The organism is Arthrobacter sp. NamB2, from assembly GCF_005281365.1.
Classification (GTDB): domain Bacteria; phylum Actinomycetota; class Actinomycetes; order Actinomycetales; family Micrococcaceae; genus Arthrobacter_D.
Window position 1 is genome coordinate 462,867 of record NZ_SZWI01000002.1, and the last position, 25,788, is coordinate 488,654.

At 67.2% G+C, this 25,788-nt stretch carries 25 protein-coding genes and 1 tRNA gene; 10 read left to right on the forward strand and 16 right to left on the reverse strand.

Features of this window, described 5'->3' with window-relative positions:
* The first annotated feature begins 38 nt into the window (after positions 1-38).
* The 3 genes from FDK12_RS05875 to FDK12_RS05885 all read left to right on the forward strand — a co-directional run bounded on the left by FDK12_RS05875 (position 39) and on the right by FDK12_RS05885 (position 2,742).
* Positions 39-623 (forward strand): dihydrofolate reductase family protein, encoded by a 585-nt coding sequence (locus FDK12_RS05875; RefSeq protein WP_223263116.1) that lies wholly within the window; start codon positions 39-41, stop codon positions 621-623.
* A gap of 122 nt (positions 624-745) precedes the next feature.
* Positions 746-1,573: an SGNH/GDSL hydrolase family protein gene (locus FDK12_RS05880; RefSeq protein WP_137368671.1), complete on the forward strand. Its 828-nt coding sequence runs from the start codon at positions 746-748 to the stop codon at positions 1,571-1,573.
* 251 nt (positions 1,574-1,824) lie between these two features.
* Entirely contained in the window at positions 1,825-2,742 is a 918-nt protein-coding gene (locus FDK12_RS05885; RefSeq protein ID WP_137368672.1) for an SDR family oxidoreductase, read from the forward strand.
* Positions 2,743-2,835: 93 nt separating this feature from the next.
* On the opposite strand, the gene FDK12_RS15200 is transcribed toward FDK12_RS05885, so the two are convergent.
* Positions 2,836-3,924: a YrzE family protein gene (locus tag FDK12_RS15200; RefSeq protein WP_223263117.1), complete on the reverse strand. Its 1,089-nt coding sequence runs from the start codon at positions 3,922-3,924 to the stop codon at positions 2,836-2,838.
* A gap of 128 nt (positions 3,925-4,052) precedes the next feature.
* Between FDK12_RS15200 and FDK12_RS05895 the strand changes: the two genes are divergently transcribed.
* Positions 4,053-4,553 (forward strand): DUF456 domain-containing protein, encoded by a 501-nt coding sequence (locus FDK12_RS05895; protein WP_137368673.1) that lies wholly within the window; start codon positions 4,053-4,055, stop codon positions 4,551-4,553.
* A gap of 3 nt (positions 4,554-4,556) precedes the next feature.
* On the opposite strand, the gene FDK12_RS05900 is transcribed toward FDK12_RS05895, so the two are convergent.
* The 3 genes from FDK12_RS05900 to FDK12_RS05910 all read right to left on the reverse strand — a co-directional run bounded on the left by FDK12_RS05900 (position 4,557) and on the right by FDK12_RS05910 (position 9,631).
* The gene (locus FDK12_RS05900; protein ID WP_137368674.1) at positions 4,557-6,326 is read right to left on the reverse strand and encodes a glycoside hydrolase family 15 protein; all 1,770 of its coding nucleotides are present in this window, start codon (positions 6,324-6,326) and stop codon (positions 4,557-4,559) included.
* Between the two features lie 218 nt (positions 6,327-6,544).
* Positions 6,545-8,029: a S10 family peptidase gene (locus tag FDK12_RS05905; RefSeq protein ID WP_137368675.1), complete on the reverse strand. Its 1,485-nt coding sequence runs from the start codon at positions 8,027-8,029 to the stop codon at positions 6,545-6,547.
* A 36-nt stretch (positions 8,030-8,065) separates the two neighbouring features.
* Complete coding sequence (locus tag FDK12_RS05910; RefSeq protein ID WP_137368676.1) at positions 8,066-9,631, reverse strand: DHA2 family efflux MFS transporter permease subunit; 1,566 nt, start codon at positions 9,629-9,631, stop codon at positions 8,066-8,068.
* A 113-nt stretch (positions 9,632-9,744) separates the two neighbouring features.
* On the opposite strand from FDK12_RS05910, the gene FDK12_RS05915 reads away from it, so the two are divergent.
* Positions 9,745-9,817 (forward strand) — tRNA-Ala (locus FDK12_RS05915).
* A gap of 66 nt (positions 9,818-9,883) precedes the next feature.
* Here FDK12_RS05915 and FDK12_RS05920 read toward each other — a convergent pair.
* The 5 genes from FDK12_RS05920 to FDK12_RS05940 form a co-directional block, all read right to left on the reverse strand.
* On the reverse strand, positions 9,884-10,147 hold the full coding sequence (locus tag FDK12_RS05920) for a hypothetical protein (RefSeq protein ID WP_137368677.1): 264 nt from the start codon (positions 10,145-10,147) through the stop codon (positions 9,884-9,886).
* Positions 10,148-10,242: 95 nt separating this feature from the next.
* The gene (locus FDK12_RS05925) at positions 10,243-11,562 is read right to left on the reverse strand and encodes an alpha-amylase family glycosyl hydrolase (RefSeq protein ID WP_137368678.1); all 1,320 of its coding nucleotides are present in this window, start codon (positions 11,560-11,562) and stop codon (positions 10,243-10,245) included.
* A 73-nt stretch (positions 11,563-11,635) separates the two neighbouring features.
* On the reverse strand, positions 11,636-12,070 hold the full coding sequence (locus FDK12_RS05930) for a hypothetical protein (RefSeq protein WP_137368679.1): 435 nt from the start codon (positions 12,068-12,070) through the stop codon (positions 11,636-11,638).
* A gap of 124 nt (positions 12,071-12,194) precedes the next feature.
* Entirely contained in the window at positions 12,195-13,019 is an 825-nt protein-coding gene (locus FDK12_RS05935) for a cytochrome c oxidase assembly protein (protein WP_189636271.1), read from the reverse strand.
* Positions 13,016-13,585, reverse strand: a complete 570-nt coding sequence (locus FDK12_RS05940) for a DUF2243 domain-containing protein (RefSeq protein ID WP_137368681.1) — start codon at positions 13,583-13,585, stop codon at positions 13,016-13,018. Before FDK12_RS05940 ends, FDK12_RS05935 begins: the two co-directional genes overlap by 4 nt.
* 146 nt (positions 13,586-13,731) lie before the next feature.
* Here FDK12_RS05940 and FDK12_RS05945 point away from each other — a divergent pair, with 146 nt between their 5' ends.
* Positions 13,732-14,034 (forward strand): DUF4193 domain-containing protein, encoded by a 303-nt coding sequence (locus tag FDK12_RS05945; protein ID WP_104116136.1) that lies wholly within the window; start codon positions 13,732-13,734, stop codon positions 14,032-14,034.
* 98 nt (positions 14,035-14,132) lie between these two features.
* Here the strand turns inward: FDK12_RS05945 and FDK12_RS05950 are convergent, their stop codons facing one another.
* A complete protein-coding gene (locus FDK12_RS05950) occupies positions 14,133-14,453 on the reverse strand; it encodes a hypothetical protein (RefSeq protein ID WP_137368682.1) in 321 nt (106 codons plus the stop codon).
* 315 nt (positions 14,454-14,768) lie between these two features.
* Between FDK12_RS05950 and FDK12_RS05955 the strand changes: the two genes are divergently transcribed.
* Together FDK12_RS05955 and FDK12_RS05960 are read left to right on the forward strand one after the other, a co-directional pair.
* Positions 14,769-15,410 carry a GNAT family N-acetyltransferase gene (locus FDK12_RS05955; protein ID WP_189636272.1) on the forward strand — a complete coding sequence of 214 codons (642 nt, stop codon included), beginning with the start codon at positions 14,769-14,771 and terminating at the stop codon, positions 15,408-15,410.
* Entirely contained in the window at positions 15,407-15,919 is a 513-nt protein-coding gene (locus FDK12_RS05960; protein ID WP_137368684.1) for a mycothiol transferase, read from the forward strand. Before FDK12_RS05955 ends, FDK12_RS05960 begins: the two co-directional genes overlap by 4 nt.
* Here FDK12_RS05960 and FDK12_RS15395 read toward each other — a convergent pair.
* Complete coding sequence (locus FDK12_RS15395; RefSeq protein ID WP_317616716.1) at positions 15,916-17,511, reverse strand: alpha-ketoglutarate-dependent dioxygenase AlkB; 1,596 nt, start codon at positions 17,509-17,511, stop codon at positions 15,916-15,918. The two genes, FDK12_RS05960 and FDK12_RS15395, sit on opposite strands and share 4 nt — an antisense overlap.
* A gap of 84 nt (positions 17,512-17,595) precedes the next feature.
* Positions 17,596-18,645, reverse strand: a complete 1,050-nt coding sequence (locus tag FDK12_RS05975; protein ID WP_189636273.1) for an SDR family oxidoreductase — start codon at positions 18,643-18,645, stop codon at positions 17,596-17,598.
* A gap of 362 nt (positions 18,646-19,007) precedes the next feature.
* On the opposite strand from FDK12_RS05975, the gene ppk2 reads away from it, so the two are divergent.
* Positions 19,008-20,057 carry a polyphosphate kinase 2 gene (gene ppk2 / locus FDK12_RS05980; RefSeq protein WP_137368687.1) on the forward strand — a complete coding sequence of 350 codons (1,050 nt, stop codon included), beginning with the start codon at positions 19,008-19,010 and terminating at the stop codon, positions 20,055-20,057.
* Positions 20,058-20,084: 27 nt separating this feature from the next.
* On the opposite strand, the gene FDK12_RS05985 is transcribed toward ppk2, so the two are convergent.
* The 4 genes from FDK12_RS05985 to FDK12_RS06000 all read right to left on the reverse strand — a co-directional run bounded on the left by FDK12_RS05985 (position 20,085) and on the right by FDK12_RS06000 (position 24,633).
* Positions 20,085-20,513, reverse strand: a complete 429-nt coding sequence (locus FDK12_RS05985) for a DUF4190 domain-containing protein (protein ID WP_137368688.1) — start codon at positions 20,511-20,513, stop codon at positions 20,085-20,087.
* 109 nt (positions 20,514-20,622) lie between these two features.
* Positions 20,623-22,104, reverse strand: a complete 1,482-nt coding sequence (locus tag FDK12_RS05990) for an APC family permease (protein ID WP_137368689.1) — start codon at positions 22,102-22,104, stop codon at positions 20,623-20,625.
* A 130-nt stretch (positions 22,105-22,234) separates the two neighbouring features.
* Positions 22,235-23,695 (reverse strand): amino acid permease, encoded by a 1,461-nt coding sequence (locus FDK12_RS05995; protein WP_137368690.1) that lies wholly within the window; start codon positions 23,693-23,695, stop codon positions 22,235-22,237.
* Positions 23,696-23,838: 143 nt separating this feature from the next.
* The gene (locus tag FDK12_RS06000) at positions 23,839-24,633 is read right to left on the reverse strand and encodes a phosphatase PAP2 family protein (RefSeq protein WP_137368691.1); all 795 of its coding nucleotides are present in this window, start codon (positions 24,631-24,633) and stop codon (positions 23,839-23,841) included.
* Positions 24,634-24,843: 210 nt separating this feature from the next.
* Between FDK12_RS06000 and FDK12_RS06005 the strand changes: the two genes are divergently transcribed.
* On the forward strand, positions 24,844-25,506 hold the full coding sequence (locus tag FDK12_RS06005) for a pyridoxal 5'-phosphate synthase (RefSeq protein WP_137368692.1): 663 nt from the start codon (positions 24,844-24,846) through the stop codon (positions 25,504-25,506).
* Positions 25,507-25,788: the final 282 nt, after the last annotated feature.

Here is a 25,788-nt window from a genome sequence, read left to right on the forward strand (position 1 = left end):
GAAGCTATGGTCGACGAAGCTATGATCAAGGAGGTCCCGTGGCGCGCAGGGTGATCTATTCGATGAGTATGTCGCTCGACGGCTACATCGTCGGGCCGGACGGCGGCTTCGACTGGTCGGTCCCGGACGAAGAGGTGTTCCAGGCCTCAATCGACGAAGTACGGGGGGTCGGCGTCCACCTGCTCGGACGCAACCTCTACGAGACGATGCTGTATTGGGAGACCGCCGATCAGGACTCCTCGCTCGACGACAAGGAGCTCGAGTTCGCGGACATCTGGAACCGGCTCCCGAAGCTGGTGTTCTCCAGGACCCTGGCGGCGGTGCAGGGGACCTACGGTCTGGCCTCCGGCAGTCTGGCCGACGAGATCCGTCGACTGAAAGCGGAGTCCGAAGCCGGTGACATCGCGATCGGCGGGGCGACCCTCGCCGCCGAGGCCGCCGCAGCGGGTGTGATCGACGAGTACCGGGTCCGGGTCTACCCGGTGCTCGTCGGCGGAGGCATCCCGTATTTCCCCGGACCTCAGCATCTCTCCGGTCATCAGCGGCAGATCGATCTCGAGCAGGTGGAAACCCGCACCTTCAGCTCGGGTGTCGTGTATCTCCGCTACCGCGTGGTGCGCTGACCGGCGGGATGCTACTCGTCGTGGGCGAGGGAGGCTGACAGTACGCCCGCGCAGCGAAAGTTCATCGGGGGTTGGTCCCACTGTTGCCCCGCGATTCATCCCCGACGGCTAGCGTTGCTCGAATGGCTGGCCGGTATGTTGCGATCGGAGACTCCTTCACCGAAGGCGTCGGCGACTGGAACAAGAGCTTCCCGAACGGCGTGCGGGGCTGGGCTGACCGGGTTGCCAAGCAGCTGGGCCGGCAGGACCCGAGGTGGGAGTATGCCAACCTCGCGATCCGCAGCAAGCGCCTGCACCAGATTCGCGACGAACAGGTGGAGCGGGCGCTGGCGTTGAAGCCCACGCTGGTGAGTCTCTACGCCGGCGGCAATGACATCCTCGAACTCCGTACCGACATGGGCGCGCTCATGCGGGAGTACGAGGCCATGGTGGCCCGCATCGCCCGGGCAGGGGCCCGTCCGCTTCTCTTCACGGGGTTCGACATCCCGTTGAGCCCGGTGTTCGAGCCCATGAAGCGGCGCAACTGGCTGTACAACGACCACGTCCGGCGCATCGCCCGCACCTACGACGCTGTACTCGTGGACTACTGGTGCTTCGACGAGTACTCGGATCCAGGCCTCTGGGATGCGGACCGCCTGCACATGTCACCCGCAGGGCACCGAAACCTGGCCGCGCACGTGCTGCGGATCCTCGGAGTCGACCATTCCCTGACGCCACGCCTGCCCGAGCGTGAGGGATACGCCGGATTGGTGGCGGGACTCCGCCGCGAGACAACCTGGCTGGGCGAGTGGGTGGTACCGATGTTCGGGCGCCGCCTGAGGAGGATCACCCTCGGTGACGAGCTGCAACCGCGGTGGCCCGAGCCCGTCCGGCCGGCGGACGGAATGAAGCGCCTGGCACGTGCGCAACGGGAGGCGTCCGTCCGGGCACGGACGAGCGGCGGAGGCTAGACTGGGGCCACTATGGACCACATGCGAAAGCTCCGCACCCCGATCGTCTGGCTCCTCGTCGCCGCCCTGGTCCTCAGCGTCGGTGCAGGTTTCTTCTCCGTCGTCTTCTAGCTCGGGGCGGTCACGCGCCTGTTGCGGGAGATATTCGTGAGCCCTAGGGTAATAAGTAGGCTTAGCTTTAACGGCCCAGTCGACAGCCCATATGCGTCCGACGCGGCGCGGGACACGCACTCTGAACAGGGAGAACACCTATGACCTCCGAGAGCACAGCAGGATCGACCGATCAGTACACCTTCCAGAACCCCGTCACGAGGTTCGAGAGCATCACGCCCCCGGCAGACCAGCAGGGAGAACCCGGGCTCGAAGCCGACATGGATCTCAAGGCCGACCGCGGCGAGACCTCCTACCGCGGGACGGGCCGGCTCACGGGCCGCAAGGCCCTCATCACCGGCGCCGATTCGGGGATCGGCGCAGCAGTTGCCATCGCCTACGCCCGGGAGGGTGCGGACGTCGCGCTCTCCTACCTCCCCGAGGAGGAGGAGGACGCGCAGGTCGTCAAGGGACTCATCGAAGCCGAGGGCCGCACCGCCGTCTGTATTCCGGGTGACCTGAAGGATCCCGCATACTGCACCTCACTGGTGCAGCAGGCCGTGGACGGGCTCGGCGGTCTCGACATCCTCGTCAACAACGCGGCCAAGCAGGTGGCGGTCGAATCGCTCGAGGAACTGACCGACGAGCAGCTGGACCACACCTACAAGACGAACATCTATTCGTTCTTCCGTGTGACGAGGGAAGCGCTCAAGCACCTCCAGCCCGGCTCGGCGATCATCAACAGCACCTCGATCCAGGCATACGAGCCGTCGCCGACCCTCATCGACTACGCGAGCACCAAGGCGGCGATCAACAACTTCACCAAGGGGCTGGCGCAGCAGCTCGCGCCGAAGGGAATCCGCGTCAACGCGGTGGCGCCGGGTCCCATCTGGACGCCGCTGCAGCCCTCGGGCGGCCAGCCCAAGGAGGCATTGCCCGAATTCGGCAAGGACACGCCGCTGGGTCGTGCGGGTCAGCCGACCGAACTCGCCCCGGCGTACGTCTTCCTGGCGTCGTCCGAGGCAAGCTACGTGCTCGGTGAAACCCTGAACGTCAACGGTGGAATGCCCTCGCCCTGATCCTCGTGGCCACCTGACGCAACAGCCCCGGACTCCTGCGAGTCCGGGGCTGTTGCGTTGTTCAGGTGGTGCTGCGGCGTGTGTCCGCAGCTCCTACTCGGCGTCCTCGAGTGCGTCGAAGTCCGTCCGGTCGATCCTCCGGTGGTATCGCATGCCCACGAGCCCACCCAGGATCGCACCGACAAGTGCGACGGCGGCCACCACGAGGAGTCCGAGGAGCCCGGGCCCGGTGAGCTCCTGCGAGGAGGGAACACCGAGACCCTGGAACCGCTCCGTGATGTTGGCCTGGTTGCCGAGGATGAAGCCGACGATCGCCAGCACGACGGCGACGATGATGGCCCACAGCCACACGGCGACGCCCTGCTTGACCCCGCTGAAACGCGCCATCCGGCCGGCGACGTACCCGCCGGCGAAGTAGGAGACCAGGAGGATGACGCCGAGGACGACGGCGGCCGTTATTCCGGTGGCCTGCGCTTCGCCCGAACCGCTCGTCACGTCCGACCTGGACAGGTTCGCTCCGAAGCCGAACGCCGTGGCCAGTGCCCCGACGAGGGCGGACAGCAACACGAACATCCCGGTGGCGGTGAGCCACCCGAAGAACGCCGAGCCGAACTTCATGCCACCGAAATGCTCCTTCTCGCGTTGGTGGAGCACCTTGCGGTCCTCGAGGCTGGGAACGCCCGATCCGACGCCCGCCCCTGCACCTCCTGCGGCAGCAGCGCGGGGCAGTCGGTGTTCGCGGCCCCGCTCGTCGTCGGACCGGGAGTCCGAGTGCTTCGTCGCCGTCACCGGGACCACCTTCGTGTGTGCCTGTGTTTCCGGTCCGTGCCGGCGGGTCGCCGGGACGTCGCGGGAAGCTGCCGGCTGGTTATGTTCACGTGTGGGGGTCGGATCACCAGCACCTGAGCCTCCGGAGTACATCCCCGGCACGTAGTCACCGCTCGTGTCGTCGTCCGCCGAATACGCACCGGGCACGTAGTCGCCTCCATCGGTGCCGTCCGCGCGGGTGGAGCCGCTCACATGGTGTCCGTTCGAGCCGCGGCCGGTGCTGCTCGCGCCTGCCCCGGAACGGCCGGTGTCCATCACCTCGGTGGGATTGTCCGGGTTGTCGGCGTGCCGTGGTCCGTCAGCGGATGCACCCTTGCGCTCGCCGTCCGTGTTCCCTGTTCCTGGTGTACTCACTGGTCCTCCTGATCTCAGGGCCCGCAGGCTCGCTAAGTTGGCTTAGTATTCACTCCAGTATTCCACGGAGCAGCGCGTCGGGCTCGTTCCATTGCTTCGGGTCGCGATCCGGGTGCAAGACTGGGGACATGGATCTACAGGTCTTCATGACGGTCGTGTGTGGTGCGCTCATCGCTGTCGGTATCGCTGGTGTCGTGGTCCCTGTGCTGCCCGGGAGCATCCTGATCATCGTGTCCCTGCTCGCATGGGCGCTGACGGTGGCGACGACCGAGGGGTGGGTGGTCTTCGCGATCGGGACGGTGCTGGCCGGAGCCGGTCTCGCTGCCGGGATCGTCCTCACCGGCCGGACGCTGAAGCAACGCCGGATCCCCGGGCGGTCGGTGACTGTCGGCGTTCTCTCGGGGGTTGTCGGCATGTTCGTGATTCCCGTCGTCGGCCTGTTCGTGGGCTTCGCGCTCGGTCTGTTCGCGAGCGAATTCGCCCGGCAGCGGAACGCCCGCGCCGCCCTGACGTCGAGTCTCCACGCACTGAAGGCGACGGGGCTAGGGATCCTCGCCGAACTCGGTCTCGCCTGCCTCGCCGGGACCACCTGGGTCATCGGCGTGTGGGTCTACTTCGCCACGGCCTGACCCTCAGGATTTGCCCGAGATGGACAGGGCGGCCACGATCAGCGCGAGGTGGCTCAGTCCCTGCGGGACATTGCCCATGAACGCGTTGTTTGAGGGCTCGATCATCTCGGACATGATGCCGACGTCGTTCGCGAGCGGCAGCAGTTCCTCCATGAGGTCGACGGCCTCGTCGCGACGTCCGACGGCGACAAGGGCCGACACCATCCAGTAGGCGCAGGCCACGAAGGTAGCCTCCTCCCGCTGCATCCCGCTGTAGCGGTAGAGGAGTGGGCCCGCTCCCAGCTCGGCGCGGAGGGCGTCGAGGGTGGACGACATGCGGGGGCCCGTGTCGAAGCCGCTCATGGCGTGCAGGAGGATCGAGGCGTCCAGGTCGGTCGATCCCGGGTACCAGATGTAGCTCTGGCGTTCCTCGGACCACCCGTGCTCGTGCACCCAGTCCCGGATGCGGTCGCGCTCGGCCGACCACCGCTCGACGGGACCCTGCAACTGCCCGCGCTCCACCAGGAGCACGGCGCAGCGCAGTGCGTTCCAGCATCCCAGCTTCGAGGTGACGTAATGGCGTTCCTCGGGCAGCTCCCACATGCCGGCGTCGCGCCGATGCCAGATGTCGCACGTCAGGTCCGCCAGATCGGCGAGCTGGCGCATCGTGGCCGGATCGAGCACATGACCGGCCTGGACGTACTGCCAGACGATGTCGAAAACATCCCCGAAGACGCCGAGTTGCAATTGGCCCGCCGCGGGATTGCCGTCGACGACGGGAGCGATGCCGCGCCAGCCCGTGAGGTCGGGCCGGTCCGTACCCTCGGGCAGCTGGCCGTTCAGCCGGGTGAACACCTCGAGGTCCGAACCCTGGGACCGGAGATTCTTCAGCATCCACGACACCGCGGCATGGACCTCCTCGCGGAGCCCGGCACGCGTGAGGGAGTGCAGTGTGTACGCGGTGTCCCGGACCCAGGCATAGCGGTAGTCCCAGTTCTTCCCGCCGGCCGCGCTCTCCGGCAGCGAGGTGGTCGCGGCTGCCGCGATGGACCCGGACGGGCTATGCAGCAGCAGTTTCAGGGTGAGCGCGCTGCGCAGTACAGCGTGCCGGTAGTCGCCGTCGTACGCGAAGTTGTCGGACCAGGTCTGCCAGTTGCGGATGGTGCGGTCCACGCCGTCGTCGATGGTCTGCGGATCGGGGAGCGGAAGTGGCTCGCCATGGGTGGAGACGACGGCGACGAGGTGCCGCGAGCCTTCCGAGGTGGTGAAGGAGCCCTCGATGGACTGGCCTTCGGGCGCCTTCAGCCCGTGATTGATACCGCGGATGCCGAGACCGACGGCATCGATGCGGAGGACGGGATCGTCGGGTCCGTTGTCGAGCCAGGGCGAGGCGGCTCCGAAGCAGGTTCCAGGGCTGATGGACCATGCCATGTCCACCGCTCCGGCCAGGCCGTCGACGCGGCGGGCGAGTTCGCCCCACGGCAGTCTGCCTGCCACGCCCGTGTTCAGGGAGTCGGTGACGCGGACGGTGCCCGTGTCCGTGGTGTACGTCGTCTCGAGCACATTGGAACCGTCCGCGTAGCGGCGTTCCACCGTGAAATCCCCCGTCGGCGCCAGCGCCATGAAGCCTTCGTCCCGGTCCAGCAGCCGCGCGAAGGCCGGCGTCGAATCGAGGTCGGGCGTCGGATACCAGTCGATCGCACCATCGAGCGACACCAGCGCGACGGTGCGGCCGTCACCGATTGCTGCGTAACTTCGGATGTCGGCGAAGCCGGCCTCGTCACGAGGTGCGATGATCAGTTCCTTCCTGGTCCCGGAGAGCCTTCCTGCTACCTGCCGGAACGGCCCCTGTAGCGGGTCTTGTTGGCGCGGGGCTGCTGTCCGGCACGCTTGTTCAGCACACGGGAGGCGATGACGGGCACCAGGGCCCAGAGGATCCTTTTCAGCACGATGAAGTCCTTATGGTCGGTAACCGACGGCGGCTGTCGCTGCGGTATCGATCATCCTACGTACTATTCCGGGCGGGATCGTCCCTCGGTGACGAAGGCTCGCAGGGCGCGCAACTGTGTATCCCGTGCTACCGGATTGAGGTACATCATGTGCCCGGCCTCGTGATAGTGGTGGGTGAAGCGGGCGCGGGCGGCGTCGTCCAGATCCATGTGCGCCCACACGTACTCGGCTGCGAAGTGCGGGGTCGCACCGTCGTGGTAGCCGTAGTCCACATGCACCCGCAGGTTCGGGTTGTGGACGAGGAGCCGTTCGAGGACTCCCGAGACGTCCACGGGAGCGCCCTCGAACGTGCGGTAGCTCCACGGCTGCACACGGGCTGTCAGGATCTCGTAGGGGAGATCGTTCTCGTATCCGAGTTCCGCGCGGACGTAGTGGTTCATCGCGGCGGAGTACGGTCCCGTGATGGCCCGGATGCTCGGATCATCGAAGGAGTCAGACGCCTGCAGGTTGTTCGGACGCGCGGCGAATCGGCCGTCGATGCGGCCGACGGCCAGCCCCTCGGCACGGAGGATCTCCGCCGCGAACTCGTGGTACGCCCAGCGGAAGTTGGTCCGGCGGATGAACCCCTCGTCGAGGGTGGTGATGGCATGGAGCCGTGCGACGACGTCGTCGTGCTCCTCGCTCGTCAGGCGACTGCCCTGGGTGAGGGCATAGCCGAAGTCCCGCGCTGCGTAGTCCTCGGCTTCCCGCAGGACGTCGGCGAGCTCCCGGTCACCGTGCCTGCCGTGGTAGTGCGCGATGGCGGCATAGGTGGGCAGGTGCAGTGCGTAGGGGAGGTCGCTGCCGGGGAAGAAGCGCAGCGTGGACATGTTCAGCACCGTGGAGATCAGGCCCAGGCCGTTGACCGCCATTCCGTAGGCATCGAACAGGCGCCCTGCGACGGCGACGGCGCGAAGGGTGCCGTAGGACTCGCCGACCAGGTACTTCGGGGACAGCCAGCGGTTGTTGCGCGTGGTCCAGAGGCGGATCACTTCCGCGACGAGGTCCCTGTCCTGCACGAATGCATGGAACTCGTCGGCCTTCTCGCCCGCGACCACGCGGGAGAATCCGGTGTTGACGGGATCGATCATCACGAGGTCGCTCGATTCGAGCAGGGTGTCCGGATTGTCGATGAGACCGAACGGTGCGCTCGTCATGGCCCCCACATCACCCGAATCGACGAGCCGTGGACCCAGCAGGCCCAGGTGCAGCCAGACGGAGGCGGACCCCGGCCCACCATTGAACGCGAACGTCACGGGCCGTCCCGGGTCGGCGTCCTGCTGGGTGTACGCGACGATGAAGATCTCGGCCTTCGGCTTGAAGCCGTCGGCCTTGCCGTCCTTCGTCTCCTCCCGGCGCAGCACAAGGCGACCGGTGGTCGTCCTGTACTTCAGGCCCGAGGGCGAGGTGTGGTCCCGGATCGTGAAATCATCCGACACCTCCTTGGCGTCGACGGGTCCGGAGTCCTTCGACGTGTCGTTCACTGTGTCCTGCGTCTCATCAGCCATGGCAGAAGACTACCGGTGGTTCCCCGAGGCAACAGCTCAGGGATCCGCAGGTGTCGTCTCCCGCCGACGATCCGCGGGCCCGTCGTCCTTCCCGGCTGGTGCGGCACCGGCGCCGCCGGACCACGCTGCGTTCTTCTGCGGCCTGGCGAAGAACAGTGCAGCAGCCAGGCCGAGGAGGATGACGACGGCGGGCAGGTAGAGCGCCTGCCCCATCGACAGGGCGTAACCCGCGCGGGCCCGGTCGGGAAGCGCCGCGCCCGGTGTGGCGCCCATCGCGCTGCCTCCGAGGTTGGCCATCAGGCGCGATTGCATCACAGCGGCGATCGCGGCGCTGCCGAGGACTGCACCCATCTGACGCGTCGTGTTGTAGACGCCGGATCCCGCGCCCGCGAGGGAGGGCGCGAGGTTGCGGGTCGCGGTCAGGGACACGGGAGCCCAGATGCCGGCACTCGACAGGCCGAGGAGCGAGACGGGGAGCAGCAACTGCCAGATCGGGACGTCCGGGGTGAGGATGGACCCGAGCCAGAAGAGCGCGCCGGACATGCCGGCGAACCCCGCGATGGCGATGTACTTGGGGTTGTTGCGCTGCACGTACTTGCCGACGAACGGGGCCAGTACACCGGAGACGACGGCCATCGGTGTCAGCAGGAGGGCGGCCTGCGTCGGGGAGAGGCCGCGGACGGTCTGTGCGTAGAGCATAAGAGGCAGCGCCAGGGTGGTGATCGAGAAACCCATGGCCGTGATCGAGGTGTTGGCGAGCGAGAAGTTGCGGTCACGGAAGAGCGTGAGGGGAACCAGGGGTTCGCCGCGGTTGACGTGCTGCCAGATGACGAACGCGACCAGGAGCACGATGCCCGTGATGATCAGCGACCACACGGAGAGAGGGCCCGCGATCCTGCCCCAGTCGTAGCTCTCGCCCTCCTGGATGCCGAACACCAGGCAGAACAGACCGGCCGCGCTGAGGAACACGCCGAGCATGTCGAACCGGCGCGACGTCGTGGGCAGGGTGGGAACCAGGCGGGAGGCAAGGATGAACCCGACGACTCCGACGGGGACGTTGATGAAGAAGATCCATTCCCAGCCTGCGGAATCGACCAGCACGCCGCCGAGCACCGGTCCGATGAGCGTTGCGATGCCCGCGACCGAGCCCCAGAGCCCCATGGCGGCCCCGCGGCGCTCGGGCGGGAAGATCCGCGTGATGACGGACATCGTCTGGGGCGTCATGAGTGCTGCGCCCAGGCCCTGCACGACCCGTGCCAGGATGAGCGCCTCCACGGAGGCGGAGAGTCCGCACCACGCACTCGACAGCGTGAAGACCACGAGGCCCACGAGGTAGACGCGCTTGGGCCCGAACCGGTCACCGAGCCTGCCCGTCACGAGCAGCGGCACCGCGTACGCCAGCAGGTAGGCGCTGGTCACCCAGATCACGCTGTCGATGCCGGCGCCCAGCCCTTCCATGATGGCGGGGGTGGCGACGGAGACGATGGTGGAGTCGACCAGGATCATGAAGAAGCCGATGACGAGCGACCACAGGGCGGGCCAGGGTCTGATGTCGGTGGACGTGTGCGGGCCGGGGGTTGCCCGATGGGGCGTGCGGGACATGGGGAGAAGACTACTCCCGGCCCGTGACACCCCGTCTCGGGATCAGGGTGCCGTTGATGCTTTGGGCTCAGGCCCTCCTCTTGGGTACAGTGTTGGTGTCCGCTAGTGGTTCCGGGGCTTTAGCTCAGTTGGTAGAGCGTTTCGTTCGCAATGAAAAGGTCAGGGGTTCGATTCCCCTAAGCTCCACGGATGACAGAAAGGCGAGGCTCCTGCAATCAGGGGCCTCGCCTTTCTGGTTCCCAGCGACGGCAGCTACTCCTCGGGCGCCTGCCGGACCCACGGTCTCGCTGCCAGGATCCGGACGAGCGGCCCGAGCCAGGACATCACCACGAGGAGGGTGAACGTGCTGCTCAGGGAAGATCCGAGGGACGTCGAGGGGAAGAGCTGATGCACGCCTAGGAGGATCGCGCCCACCAGCAGCACCTTCTTGACGCCGTTGAGGATGTGCAGCGGGACCGGCCGTGGCCAGGGCGTGAAGTCGACCGCGACCTCTGCGCCGTGTTCGTCCACGCCCATTCGCCCCACCTCCGCATTGTTCCGTTGGTTGAATTATCCACCGCCAGCCATTCTGCCGCCCGGCGGAGCGGGATGTGCAGGCGCGCGGACGACGCTCAGCCCAGGACCGCCCAGGCCCTCCCGGGCAGCACAGCCTCGCCGGCGGCAACCGAAGCCTGTCCGGCGAGCACGGAGCCGGCGCCCGCCGCATCGACCGACAGGGTGCCGTGTGACAGGTTCAGCGCGACCACCAGGCTCTCCGACGAGCTGGCGGCGATCCGATACACGAGCACCTCGTTGGACAGCTGAACGATGTCCGTCGTCGCTCGGTGCAGCCACGGATGGCGCCGCCTCAGGCCGATCAGCTCCTGATGCGCGGAGAAGACCGGCTGACCGATCGGGGACAGCTCCGAGGGCGAGGAGGGGAAGAGCGGCCTGACGTCGTCGTCGCCCCCTGCCCTGTCCTCCTTGATGCCCCTGTAGCCCTGCTCGTCGCCGTAGTAGATGGACGGCGTGCCGCCGACGGTGAGCAGGACGGCGACGGCGTGCTGGACCAGCGCAGGGTCGGTGAGCTTGCTCGCTATGCGGGTGACGTCGTGGTTGCCGATGAAGGTCAGCGGCGCAAACGTCCCGAGGAGGGCGTTGTGGCGCTCGAGGGCGGCTGCGAGCTCGAAGAAGTTCGCATCGTTGAGCGAACTCCACACCGCCTTCCACAGCTCGTACTGCGTGACCGAGTCGAGGCCGCCGTCCACCACCGCGGAGACGTAGTCGCCGTGGATGTACTCCCCGACGAAGTAGGAATCGGGGTGGTCTGCGCGGACGCGGGCCGTCACGTCGGCCCAGAACGACGACGGCACCGCGTAGGCCGCGTCGAGGCGCCAGCCGTCCGCACCGCGCCGGAGCCAGTGCTGCATGACCTCGACGACGAAATCCGCGACAGCCGGTTCCGTGTGGTCGAGCGCCACGAGATGGTGGTGCCCCTCGAAGTCCCGGTACCCCGGTTCGACGCCTGGAACTGCTCCTGCAGGCCATTCGAGCGAGAACCAGGACGCACTGGCCGCGGCGGGACCCTGCTCGAGCACTTCATGGAAGAGGCCGAAGGAGCGGCCCGTGTGGTTGAAGACGCCATCGAGCAGAACCCGCAATCCGCGCTGGTGGGCTTCCGAGACGAGCGTGTCGAAGTCCTCGGACGTGCCGAGCCGGGAATCGATGCGGAAGTAGTCGGTGGTGTCGTAGCCGTGCGTCTCGGAGGCGAAGACGGGACCGAGTGCGATCCCCGATGCACCGAGCCCCACGGCGTAGTCGAGCCACGGCACCAGGTCCAGCAAGCGGTGAGTGTCAGCGGGGTGCGGGGTTGCCGCCTTCTCCGCTCCTACGAATCCCAGCGGATAGACCTGCCACCAGATGGCGTGTTGTACCCACTCGGGCTCGTTCATTGCAGTTCACCCTTGCGTTGGATCGTGGCCGGCCCGTAGCGGACAGGGCGCCCGGGAACGGGTAGCGCCCTGACTAGCCTACGTCGACAAGCAGGTGGCTACCCGAGGCGAGCTGCCGCACCTCGCAGGGTTCGAGGTGGGCCGCTTCCGCGATGTCGGTGATCGCTGCACCCGCATCGGCTGCCCGGAGCACCGCCGATTCGAGTTCGGTCGTGAGCTGGTCGAGGTGCCACTGCACCGACTCGAGGTCCGCGGCGGCGGCTGCGACGCGACGGAGAGCGGGAGACAGCGGGAGTGCAAGCTCGGCGGGCTCCTCGTGGGAGAGCTGGAACCCGCACGAGCACGCCCAGACCAGTTCGACGTCGAACGCGGCGACCGGCTGCGGCAGCAGGCCGTAGGAAGACCCCCGATAGGACGTCTCGCGCAGGGTCATGGGTTCTCCGCAGTGGAGGGGGGCACCGACGGCCGTATCTCCTCGGCCAAGAGTGTCACCGATCGTCTGCGTCATCGCTCTTCTACCTTCCACCCAGAAATACGAAGTGTGCTGTCAACTAGTTCTACAAACTAGTTATATGCGGACTGACTCAATGCTGTCCACTTCATCATCATGAACAGCAGGAGACGGCCAGGGATCAAGGATGTGCTCGGGGCTTAGAGGGAATTCCGGAATGTGCCCTGCCATAGACCTGTGCGCAGAACACGACCAGCAGCAGCACGTGCACCGAGTCCCCGCCGTAGTACATGAGCTGTGCCGCCTGCTCCGTGTCCGCCGGCTGTCCGTCCCGATCGCCGACGGCATACAGGTGCTTCGCCACGATTCCGTGCACAGCGATCGACAGTCCGATCATGCTGCCCCGGAGCCAGGCGGGGGCGCGGTGCGGATTGGGGTCCAACCCGACGACGGCGTAGGTGAACAGGGTGCCCGAGGCCACGAAGTGGAGGTGCAGGAGGGGCCCGATCACCGGATCGTGAAGCATCGTCAATCCGGTGCCGTCCCAGTACAGGAATGCCATGGGCAGGGTATTCAGCAGGGTTGCGACGACAGGGTGGGTGAGCAGGCGCAAGGGTGCCGCCCGGAGCAGCCTGCTGAAGCGCCGACCCACGTCGACGGGGACCGCTCTCAGGAACAGGGATACCGGAGCGCCGAGGACGAGCAGCAACGGAACGAGCATGCCGAGGACGAGGTGCACGGCCGTGTGCACGGTGAAGCTCCCGGCGGCCGCATCGGCGACCGGCCCCACTGTCACCGCCAGGCCCAGCCCCGCGCCGGCCGACCAGGCGAGGGTGCGCCGAGCTTTCCAGTCGTCGCGTCCGCGGAGGGCGGCGGCCCGTCCGGCGAGTAGGTACAGCACGGCGAGCCCGATCCACACCAGCGCCACCGCGGTGTCCGCGACGAAGCCGGAGGGATCCCCACCGGCGAGTCCCGTGCCGCCTGGGTGATGGGAACTGTCGGTCAAGGCCGGGGGTTGGCCGGCCGGTTCGCTCGCCGGAGCGTCAGGAGCACCAGGATCCCGGCGATGAGGAATGCGAGAGCTGCACCGTTCCACATCAGGTCGTAGGGCAGCAGGTTGACTCCATAGCGGACCTCGTGCAGGTCGAGCAGTTTGTGCTGCACCAGGCCATCGAACAGCTGGAAGGCGCCGATGCCGATCAGGATGCCGCCGAACCAGCGGCGGATCGACAGGGCGCTGCGGCGCCTGAGGTCCGCGAAAAGGAAGAGCGAGGCGACCGTCGCGAACCAGCTGAAGGCGTGGAATACGCCGTCGGACACGAGACCGGCGGCCGGGGTGGAGCGGTCGTAGAAGTGGTGCCAGTGCAGCAGCTGATGGAAGACGGCCTCGTCGACGAACGCGATGATGCCACATCCGAAGAGGACGCCGACCAGCACGTTGCGGCGCTGCAGGTGGCCGCCCGGGGTGGGTGAAGCCGGCGTGGGAGGGGTCGACGAAGCGATGGCGATCTCCGTGGGTCGGATGGAGAGGACTGTCCCAGCGTGCCAGCGGCGTGCGAGGGCGTCCAGCATCTTCTTCCGGACGCACGCCCCGGCGGGGTATGACAAGCATCACGGGGACGGTCCCCAGACGGGTTCGGGCGCGCTCCCGGCCACTAGACTCGATTGCTGCACAAGCCCCAGCGGCACCAGTACCTCCCAGAGAAACGGCACCAGGCATGGCAACTGACTACGACGCACCGCGCAACAACGACGAGGACAAGGAAGCGGAATCACTGGAGGCGCTCCAAGCCAACCGGGGCGGTAGTACCCAGTCATCCTCCGTCGACGTGGAGGACGCCGACACCGCGGAGGGCATCGACCTGCCGGGCGCCGACCTCTCCGGTGAGGAACTCCTCATCCAGGTCATCCCACCCCAGGACGACGAATTCACCTGCGCCTCGTGCTTCCTGGTGCGCCACCGCAGCCAGATCGCCTCGGAGAAGGACGGACAGCAGTTCTGCAGCGACTGCGTGGGCTGAGCCGCCCTACGCCATCACGATTGCAAGGCACGGACGGCGCTTCCCGGGAGGGAGGCGCCGTCGTCCTGTTGTCGTCGTCCTGATGGTGGCGGCGCCGATCAGGACACCTTCTCGCCGTACCACCAGTGCGCGGATTCCGGCCGTGGCTGCTGGGCGAGCGGCAACTGCACGACGACCCCGTTGTGCCGAGGATGGGCCAGCACCATGCGCGCGACGGCGAGCAGGGCCGCGGGAAGGGACACGAGGACGACGACGGCGATCGCGTACATGGCGAGGGCTGCATGGAGGGGCGAGTGATAGAGATTGTCCAGCAGGGTGGCGCTGCCGAGCCACACCCACAACCAGAACAGGCCGATGACGTACAGCAGCGACCGAGCGCGCCTGTAACGCAACGGATAGTGCACCCGCCCACGCTTCATGTGCTGTCTCCCCAGACTCACGATCCGAGCCTGTCCCGACAGGCATAGCAGAAATAGTAGCGCCCGGCCGGGACAATTCCGGCGCTGGGAATCGCACGACGACCGCGCGACAGCGCTCCCTTCCCGGGAGGCGGACAGGGGTCGCCGGTGGAGCAGGTGCGGGATGGTATCGGAGGTCTCCGCTGGGAGTGGAAACCCCCGGGAGTGCTTCCGGCCATTGACAGCCTGCTGAGCTTTCCAATATGGCGGAGGTCACCTAGACTGCAGGAACTGGTCGAGCAGAAGGCCATGGGCCCACCGGACGTGGAGTTAACCATGGAACAGCATCCCCAGATCCTCGAACATCCGACCGTACCTCAGCATGGGGTGACGCAGTCCTGGGGAAGCGAGCGCGCGCTCCTGGCTCCCGTCCCTGGCACCGAGGACATCGGCTTTCCCGGCGATCTCTCCGCCGCATCGACGCGCCAGTTACGCATGCTGTGCAACCGCACGTACCAGCTTCTGGACATGGACCACCCGGCCCCCGAGTTGCGGGAGCGGTACGACGCCCTGATGGAGGAGCTCGGGCGCCGCGAACTCCAGGCCGGGAATCGTGGGAATGTGGACGATGCCCGCGAGAAGTTCCGTGACAACGCGCTTTTCTCGCGATTCGAGCTGTACCGCAACGGCGTCATGGCCGGCTACGTGCAGTACGACATGCGCGGCGGAGACGTCCACCTGCTGCACGCGGTCATCGACCCGAGGTTCCGCCGCCTGGGGCTCGAGCCCGTGCTCATGCAGGCGGTGCTGCTCAACGCGCACCGGCGGCGTCTCGCCGTCGTGCCGTACTGCCCCGAGGCCCAGGACTTCCTGCGCGATCACCCGCAGTTCCTCTCGCTGATTCCCGCCAAGCAGCGCCGACGCTTCAAGCAGCTCGTGGCTGCGCGGGGCGCGGCGGCGGACCGGGACCGCCGGTGACGTCGGTCGACGTCCTCTCCGAGGCGTTCGGGCGGTTGCCCGATCTGGTGCGCAGCGCGGTCGACGGCCTCGACGCGGAGCAGTTGTCCATCCGCCCCGCAGGCTCGGCCAACTCCATAGCGTGGCTCGTCTGGCACCTCACCCGGGTCGAGGACAGCCACTTCGCCGAGGCCTTCGGCCACGACGAGGTATGGCTGTCGAGCGGCTACGCCGATCGGTGGGGACTGGCGCTGGAGAGCGCCGACACCGGGTACGGACACTCGTCCGACCAGGTCGACGCCGTGCGGGTCGGGTCGGCGCAGCAGTTGCTGGACTACTTCGACGGTGTTCACACGCTCTCCGAAAGCCTTGTTGCAGGCCTCAATGACGAGGATCTGCACCAAGTGGTCGATGAACGGTGGGATCCACCGGTGACGCTGCTCGTCCGGCTCGTGAGCGTACTGGACGACGCCGTGCAGCATGCCGGCCAGGCCGCCTATGCGCGGGGAATCATCCTCGCCGGAGGCTAGGCAAGTCCGGTCTGCCTCAGCGTGATGTTGAGCCGACCGTCGAAGCCGATACCCTCGGGGGCCGTGCCGGGTAGCGTCCGGAGGACCCCGTGATAGGCGAACCGTGAGGGGCCTCCGAAGACGAAGAGGTCTCCGGACGCGAGTTCCACGTCCTGCCACGGCCGATTGCGGCTCTCCGTGTTGCCGAAGCGGAAGATGCACGCCGATCCCAGGCTCAGGGACACGACCGGCGCGTTGATGCGCTCCTCCCTGTCCTGATGCATCCCCATCTTCGCTGCGTCGTCGTAGTAGTTGACCAGGGCGGCATCGGGCTCGTAGGACGAGCCGGCCTCCGCCCCGTACGCGGTGGCCGCGGCGTCGCGCCCGAGGAGCCGGAGCATGGCGGGAAAGGGGGCGACGGCGCCACCGCCGGCGTCGTCCGCCGTGCGGCTGTACCGGTAGGGGAGCCAGTGCCAGCCGAGGCTCACGCTCCTCACGGACATCACGCCGCCGTTCGGCATCGTCACGGCCCGCATGGGCACCGGTCCGCTCGCCCACCCTCGGCACAGGTTGACGAGTTCCTGCTGGTGCTCCAGGCCGAGCCAGCCAGGAACATGCACGGCTCCTGGAGCCAGCTCGCGCCGTGGACGGGGGATCAGTGCATCCGTCAGCTCACTCACTCCACCATTGTGCGCCGCTACCACCGGAGACGCTGCCGTGATCCGGCATCGGGGGGAAGCCTGAGGAGCCCGCATTCCCTGGATGCTCCCGAGCGAGGAGCATGTGCGCTCCGTCAGGTCTCCGGGTCCTTCTCGCCGGCCTCGATCGGTGCGTCGATCGCGTTTCCGCTGACCGGCATCGGGCAGGTGCCGTAGAGGGGTGAAGGCGCTCGGGTAGTTGATGGCGCGGTTGAAGTCGAGGATGACGGTTCCGTCGGGTCGCGGTTTGCGCGCGGTCACTTTCCGCCAGGCAGCCGTAGACGTTCCGTTGGTGCTGTCATTGAACGTGATGACCAGGGAACCGGCGTCCTCCTGCGAGGCTTCGAGGCGGAACTCCCGACCATTGCCCGGCAGGGAGAACACGACGGCACCCACGATCCGCTCCGTACCCGGCACCTCCGGGTGCGCGGTGCGGATGCGTTCCTCGCGCGGTTCGTCGTACGGCTCGAACCGGCCCTGCACCACGAGGTCGGGACGGTAGTCGAACACCGGCACTTTGGCGAACTGCGTCAGCGTGGGAGCTTCGGCGTCCCTGGTCCGGACGGCGTAGCGGCCGGCGCGACGCGCGAGCTCCACGACGACCCGTCGGCCATCCGGCCCGCCGTGGGCCACCCACAGCAGCGAGGCGTCGTCGTCCAGGGCCGCTGTGATCGTGCCGTCCACGAGCTGTCCGGTGGCAAGGTCGGTCAGGCCGTCCTCGGGACGAGCGGTCAGGCGTGCCGTCCCTCCGGCTGCTGACCAGAGGCCCGGAACGGAAGCGACTTCGGCGGCCTCGCTGCCGAGCCACTGGAAGGACGTCAGGGTGAGCCAGCCGTGGGTTTCCGCGAGCGCTGCGTCGCGGCCCTCCCGGAAGCGGGCCCAGCGCTGCTCTGCGGTCTGCGGTGTGGTGGTCATGGCGTCCTCCTCGCTCGGCGTCGTGCACCGGCTAGAACCCCGGGACGGCGTTCCCCATTCCCCGGTACCGGCGCAGGTTCGTGCTCAGGCGACGGGCGGAATGACCTTGTCGGTAGCCAGCCCCTGCAGGAGCTCGATGAACCTGTCCTCCGTATCGAGGCAGTCCGCGAACCCGTGCTGGCGGGCCTTGATGGTCGAGGTGACGTTGTCGAAGCCCGACCGGAAGATGAAGTCGCCGAACGACCACCCTGCAAGGTCCCGGAAGGGCGTGGACACGAGGTCGTGCTCCACGACCATCTCGTTCCAGAGGTCCTCGTACTGGGGCATCGCTTCCGCGAGCAGGACGGGCTGCGGCTCGGCGTAGTCCATGTCGAAGTGGCGGGCGAAGGCCGGCCAGAGATGGCGCCAACGGATCTGGTCCCCGTTGGTGATGTTGTAGACCTCGCCCGCAGCTCGCGGTTCCGAGCCTGCCCACACGGTCGCCCTGGCCAGCAGCGAGGCGTCGGTCACCTGGTAGAGCGCATCGTAGGCGGCGTGCGTGCCCGGGAAGCGCAGCGGCTGTCCCAGTTCGCGGGAGATGCTCGCGTAGACGGCGACGACCATGAGGATGTTCATCGGGTTGCCGACCGCGTATCCCACGACTCCCTCCGGTCGCAGCATCGTGGCCTCGAAACCGTGCTCGGCCGCCGCGGCACGCAGGATGTCCTCCTGCTCGTAATAGAAATTCGGCTGGATCAGCCGTGGGTCACGTTCCTTGGCGGGAGTGTTGAAATAGCCGAGGTGGGCTCCATAGGCCTTTCCGCCCTGGTACAGGGTCACGTGGCGCAGGGGTGCACCTGCTGCCTCCAGGCCCTGCAGGGCGTTCCGCAGCAGGGCCGAATTCACCTCGATCTGTTCCCTGGTGGTAGGACGCTCGATGTAGGCGCCGAAGACCAGATGGGTGGTGTCAGCTGCCGCCTCGATCCCGGTGCGCGCTGCGTCTGCGTCCAGCAGGTCGACGGACAGGTGTTGCCAGCGCGCACCGGCGACCGGGCGGCGGCTCAGCCCGCGCACGGGCACGCCACGGCGAACGTATTCATCGGCCACGTGGCGGCCGATGACCCCGCCCGCTCCGGCCACCAGGACGCTCTTCACGTCGTCTCCTGCCGGGCGTGGCGTGCGTGTCTGCTCCGAGTGGGTCAACGGGTCTCCTGCGACGATGGCGATCAGTGCACGGTGTCGACTATAACTCGCACCCGCAGGCGGAGTTCTCCGGCCGACCGGGGGTGCCGGCCGTCCACGAAGGTGTGGTAGATCCGGGTCCCCGTGCGCTACGGGTGGCGCTCCGCCGAAGCTCTAGCAAAACGCCGCCAGCCCGTCCACCACCGTCCAGCCCACCTGGCCCAGGTGGTCCGTCTGGGACGATGGAACCGCGGAAACGCCGCCTTGAGCCACACCGGGACGCCCAGGTCGAGCACGAGGAGGGGCCCGATCGGTCGCACCAGGAGGAGACGGACATGGCGGAAGCATCAGTGACTGCGGCAGCGCCCGGGGGGAGCGACGGACTCACCGACGAGCCGACCGACGAGCCGACCGACGAACTGACCGATGAGCCTACCGATTCGCCCGCTGATCTGGCGGGGGAGGCGGCGGCCGACGTCGAGGACGAGACAGAACCCGCGGCTGTCCCCGTGCCGACGCCGCATGCCGACGGCGGGGACCATGTCCTCCTGCCACACCCGGACCAGCCGACCTGGCGGGAGGACTACCCGTACGACAAGCGGATGACGGAACGTGAGTACCAGAAGGCGAAGAGGGCCCTGCAGATCGAGCTGCTGAAGATGCAGGGATGGGTGAAGGCGAACCGTGCCAAGGTCGCCGTCCTGTTCGAAGGGCGCGATGCCGCAGGCAAGGGCGGCACGATCAAGCGGTTCACGGAGAACCTGAACCCCCGCGGTGCGAGGATCGTCGCGCTCGACAAGCCGAGCGAGAAGGAACAGACCCAGTGGTACTTCCAGCGCTACGTATCGGTGCTTCCGTCGGGCGGGGAGATCGTCCTCTTCGACCGGTCCTGGTACAACCGGGCGGGTGTGGAGCGTGTCATGGGCTTCTGCACGCCCGCCGAGTACCTCGAGTTCATGCGGCAGGCGCCGGAGCTCGAGCGCATGCTCGTGCGCAGCGACACCCACCTCATCAAGTTCTGGTTCTCCGTGTCCCGCGAGGAACAGCGGCGCCGCTTCGCCCAACGCCACACCGACCCGGTGCGCCGCTGGAAACTCAGCCCCATGGACCTGCAGTCCCTCGACAAATGGGACGCCTACACCGAAGCGAAAGAAGCCATGTTCTTCTACACGAACACGGCGGATGCGCCCTGGACGGTGATCAAGAGCAACGACAAGAAGCGGGCTCGGATCGAGGCACTGCGCTACGTGCTCTCGGTGCTCGACTACGACGAGAAGGACCACGACGTCGTCGGCACGCCCGACGCGTTGATCGTGGGAACGGGCCCGCAGTCCGGGGTCTTCGAGTCGGGCGAGCAGTCGACCAGTCTGTTTCCGAAGCTCTGACCGGGTTCCGGCTCGTTCCGGGACGGCTCAGCCGTTGTAGCCGGCAGATGCGCCCAAGCCGACCATGATGAGGATGAAGAACAGGATGCCGGCGAGAATCGCCAGCGCGTAGAGGATCGTGGTGATCCACCCCAGGACCTTGCCTGCTGTCGCGGGTACACCGAGGCGCTCGGCTTTCCGCGCCTGCCAGATAGCCATCGGCCCCAGGATGATGCCCGCCACGAAGAACCCCACGAGCCCGAGGATCAGGGAGAGCTGGGCTGCCTTCTCGCCCTCGATCGTTCGGGAGGAGGACTGGTACATCCCCTGCTGGTACGGCTGCTGGTACGGCTGCTGGTAGGGCTGGGTGGGCTGGTACGGGCCGCCACTGCCCTGCTGGCCGAAGGCGTCGCCGTCGTACGGGTTCTGACGGCTGCCGGAGAAGGGCCGCTCGCTGGGATAGGGGTCCTGGGACATGGTGGCGTTCCTTCGCTCGGCTGGTGTGATGGTGCACCCGGAGCTTCTGCTTCGGGGGCACCATCATCTCGCGGACGGCGTACTGGTGCACACCGCAGGGGGAGTAGGCCTACGCGTTCACGCGCTGTTCGGTGCGGAGGCGGGAATGCCGGTTGCCGTAGGCGAAGTAGATCGCGAAACCGACCACGAGCCAGATCGCGAAGAACAGCCAGGTGATGGTGGCCAGGTTGAACATCAGGTACAGGCAGAGGACTGCCGAGGCGATCGGGATGACCTTGCCGAACGGCACCCGGAAAGCAGGCTTCAGGTCCGGACGCTTCCGGCGGAGCACGATGATCCCGAGGCTCACGGTGATGAAGGCGGACAGCGTGCCGATATTGATCATCTCCGCGAGCACCTCCACCTTCGTGAAGCCGGCGAGGACGGCGACGACGACGCCGCACAGGATCTGGGTGCGGGCCGGCGTCGAGTGCTTGTCCGACGTACGGCTCAGTCCCCGGGGCAGGAGGCCGTCACGGCTGAGCGCGAAGATGACGCGGGCGAGGCCCATGAGCAGCACCATGATCACCGTGGTCAGGCCGATCAGGCTGCCCAGGGAGATGATCCCGGCGGCCCAGTCCGCTCCGACGAGCTGGAAGGCCGTCGCGAGCGACGGCGCCCCCGAGGCTCCGAGCTCCTTGTAGGACACCATCCCCGTCACCACCAGCGTCACCAGGATGTAGAGGACGCTCACGACGGCGAGGCCGGCGAAGATACCGCGAGGCAGGGTGCGGCTCGGGTTCTTCACTTCCTCCGCAGACGTGGCGACGACGTCGAACCCGATGAACGCGAAAAAGACCAGGGCTGCGCCGGAGATGATGCCGGTGAAGCCGAAGGCGGCCGGTGAGGCGCCGCTGAGGAAGGACAGGAACGGCTGCTCGGCCCAGCCGGCGCCACTCTCGGCAGCAGGTTCGGAGGCGGGGACGAACGGGGTGTAGTTCTCCGGGCTGACGTAGAAGAAGCCGACGACGATCACGAACAGCACGATGCCGATCTTGATCACGGTGAAGACGCTGTTGACCCTCGCGGAGAGCTTCGTGCCGTAGATGAGGACGGCCGTGAAAATGGCCACGATCAGCAAGGGGCCCCAGGTGAGGTTCAGGCCGAGCAGGCTGATCTCGGCCGGGATGTCGGCGTTCAGGACGCTGAAGAGGTCGCTCAGGTACACGCCCCAGAACTTGGCGATGACGGCGGCGGCCATGAGCAGTTCGAGGATCAGGTTCCAGCCGATGATCCATGCCAGCAGCTCACCCATGGTGGCGTAGGTGAAGACGTAGGCACTGCCTGCGACGGGGAGCGCCGTGGCGAACTCGGCGTAGCACATGATGGCCAGGGCGCACGTGATCGCGGCCAGGACGAAGGAGATGGTGACGGCTGGGCCGGCATTGAAGGCCGCAGCCTGCGCGCCTACCGAGAAGATGCCGGCGCCGACGGCTACGGCGACGCCCATGATCATGAGGTCCCAGGTGTTGAGGGACCGTTTGAGGCCGTGTCCCTTTTCGTCGGAGTCCTTGATCGACTGCTCGATGGACTTGGTCCGGAAGAGGTCCATGGGGGTGCTGGTCCTTCACTGCTCAGGGGGTGGTGTGGACGCCGGGTGCGGCAGGCCCTTGTGAAGGATAGGAGGGCGCACGCACCCGCCGCATCTTCGTTACGAGGCGGCGGGTCCGGGCGCGGCGGGGTCAGGCGTCGCGCTTCAGGAGTGCGTGGCGGGGGCTGTCCGGGTTCATGAGGGAGTGCTTCCGGCCGTAGAACCAGTAGACGGCGAGGCCTATCAGGAGCCACACGCCGAACCTCAGCCAGGTCTCCCAGTGGAGCTGGAGGATCAGGAAGAGCGAGGCGAGGACACCGAAAGCAGGGACGATCGGCATCAGGGGCAGCGTGAAGGTACGGGGGACCTCAGGCCGCGTGCGGCGTAGCACGATCACCGCGATGCAGACGACGATGAACGCGGCGAGGATCCCGATATTGGTGAGGTCGGCGACGGCGCGGATGGGGAAGACGCCCGCGAGCAGTGCCGATGCGACACCGGCGATCCAGGTGACGCGCTGCGGCGTTCCGTTCCGGTCCGTCGTCGAGAACCATGCCGGCAGCAACCCGTCCCTGCTCATGGAGAACCAGACGCGGGTCACGCCGAGGAGGAAGGTCAGCATGACCGTGAGGATCGAGATCACGGCGAACGCCGAGATGATCGTGGCGACGACGGGCAGACCGACGGACTGGAAGGCGGAGGCGAAGCCCGCCGTCGGGCTGATGTCCTCGTAGTTCTGCATGCCGGTGAGCACGAGCGTCGCGAGGACGTACAGCACCATGGCGATCAGGAGGGACAGGAGGATCGCCTTCGGCATGTGCTTCTTGCCGTCGGTGGCTTCCTCCGCCGCCGTGCTCATGGCGTCGTACCCGAAGACCGCGAAGAACACCGTGGCAGCGCCGGTGAACACGGCTCCGAGGCCCGAGGGCAGGAACGGCGAGTAGTTCTCCGCGTTGACGTAGAAGAATCCGAGGCCCACGATTCCGAGGATGAGCAGGATCTTGAGCCCGACGGCGATGAGCTCGAACTTGCCGAAGGTCTTGGTGCCGCGGCTCAGGATGAACGTGATGAGGAGGCACACCACGATCGCGGGTACGTTGACCACACCACCCTCGATGGTGTCCGGGGTGCCCTGCATCCACGTGGGCACAGTGACGCCGATGCCGGACATGAACTCGGTGAAATAGCCCGAGATGCCGATGGCGACGACGGCCACGATCGCGATGTACTCGAGCAGCAGGTCCCACCCGATGAACCAGCCGATGATCTCGCCGAGGGCTACGTAGCCGTACGTATAGGCGGAGCCGGCGCGCGGGATCATCCCGGCGAATTCCGCGTACGAGAGGGCAGCAGCCGCACTGGCGAGCCCTGCGACGAGGAACGATATCAGGACGGCCGGTCCGACGGGGGATCCGTCTTCGCCGCCGTTCGCGACGAGTCCGGCCAGGGTGAAGATGCCGACGCCGATGATGCCGCCGACCCCGATCGCCGTCAGTTGCCAGAGCCCCAGGCTCTTGAAGAGGCCGGTGCGGCCCGTCTCGTCCTCGACGTTGTCGATGGGCTTGCGCCGTAGGAGGGATTGTGGGCTCTGCACGCCTGGGTTGTCTGACATCATTGTCCGTTCTCGAAGGGAAGTGCTTGTGGCACGTGCCAAGTATGAGCGGCACAGTCGGTGAGGGGAAGTTGACGCTTCCGAAGGTGAATGGTCAGTTCTGCTTAACTGTCAAACGCAGTCGAGCGACGGACGGTTCGTCCTCAGACCGGATGATCGCGCACGGCCGTGCGATGCAGTCGGAAGGTCAGGAAGAGCCGGTGCGCGGTGATCACGACGGCGAGCCATGCGATGCCGAGTGTCCATGCCACGAGGACGTCGGTCAGCCAGTGGTGCCCCAGGAAGACCCGGCTGAGGCCCATCGTCACGGCGAAGAGGACGGCGAGCGTGATGGTCAGGGCACGGGTGCGCTTGCGACGCTGCCGCAGCACGAGCAGGTAGGCGACGATGCCGGCGATGACGAGGGCGTTGAGGGAATGCCCGCTGGGGAAGGACGGCGAGGATTCGTAGGGCGGAACGGCGAGTTCGACAGGGGGCCGCAGGCGTCCGATGGCGTCCTTGCCCGCCACGGTCATCAGCAGGGAACCGAACGCCGCGGCCGGCAGCAGGATCACGGGCGACCAGGATCGTCGGCTGACGGCGAGGAACACCATGATGAGGATGGCCAGGATCGGCATGCCGATCGGTCCGCCGATGTTCGTGTAGCCGGTGATGAAGGCGTTGAGCCAGTCCTGCCGGAGTGACACGGCGAGGTTGAGGGCGGGCTGGTCGAGGGCCGCGACGCCGTCCGCCTCCACGACGGACTCGTACACTTCAGCCGATGCGGCTGTCAGGGCCGCAGCGATCCCGCCGCCGATTCCGATGATGAGGAGCAGCGCTGTATGCGGACCCACCCATCGCACGAGGGGGCGGATGCGCCGGACGAGGAAGCGGCCGACCGGCGTCGTCCAGCGGGTGAGGTCCCGCGGCCCGACGTACTGGTCCTGGTGAGCTGGCATCCATCGACTCTATGCCGGAGCCGACGTCGGCGGCACCTCGGATGCCGGGCCGTGCTTCCGTTTGCGTCACCCGTCCATGTGCTGGTCTCCGTTGGTCTGCTCATGCTCTCCCGGGTCCGGCCGAGATAACCCGGCGTGCCATCGAGCATGCCATGAGGTATTCGCAGGAAGAGTCGCCGACCATCGGGGGGATGCAACTAGGCTGACCGCATGAGCGAGCCACGACAGATCCGCGACATCGTACGCGGCGTCCCCGTCTTCCCGGACGAGATGCCGCCCTTCGATCCGGGGGCGGCCCCTGCCTCGCCGATCGCACTGTTCATCGAGTGGCTGGAGCGTGCGGTGGAGGCCGGCATCGCAGCACCCCACGCGGTCAACCTGTCAACGGTCGGCGACGACGGAGCACCGGACGCCCGCGTCGTGATCCTCAAGGACGTCGTCGAGACGGGATGGCAGGTGGCGTCAAGCAGCGACAGCCCCAAGGGTAGGCAACTGACGGCCCGCCCAGCCGCGGCCCTCACGTTCTTCTGGCCGGCAGCAGGGCGGCAGGTCCGGGTCCGCGGGGCCGTGTCCACCGGCAGCACGCAGGAGAACGACGCCGATTTCCAGCGCCGGCACCCGGTGGCCCGGGCGCTCGTGCTGGCGGGTACGCAGAGCTCGGTGGTGCGGGGCCGGGACGACATCGACACCGCGGTAGCGGAGCAGGTACGCCGCATCGAGGCGACGGATGGACTGACCTCGACGACATGGACGGTCTTCACGATTGCACCGGACGCGGTGGAGTTCTGGCAGGCCGACCATGAGCGCCGGCACACCCGCCTCCTCTACACCCGCTTCGGGGAGGGCTGGCGCCGGGAGATCCTCTGGCCGTAGCGGGTTGTCTGCCTTCGCCAGGGTGTCGACGGGCGAGAACAGCAACTATGCTGCCGCCTACTATCGAGACGAAGATCGGAGCTCTGATGTTGGTCCGCCATCGTGACGCTGAACCGTCGATCGATCCCTCTGCGTATGTTGCACCGTCCGCGGTGATCGTGGGTGATGTCCGTATCGCTGCGGGTGCGCGTGTTCTTCATGGGGCTTTGCTCTCCGCGGAGGACGGCGAAGTCGTCATCGGTGAGGACACGGTGGTCATGGAGCAGGCGCTCATCCGTGGCC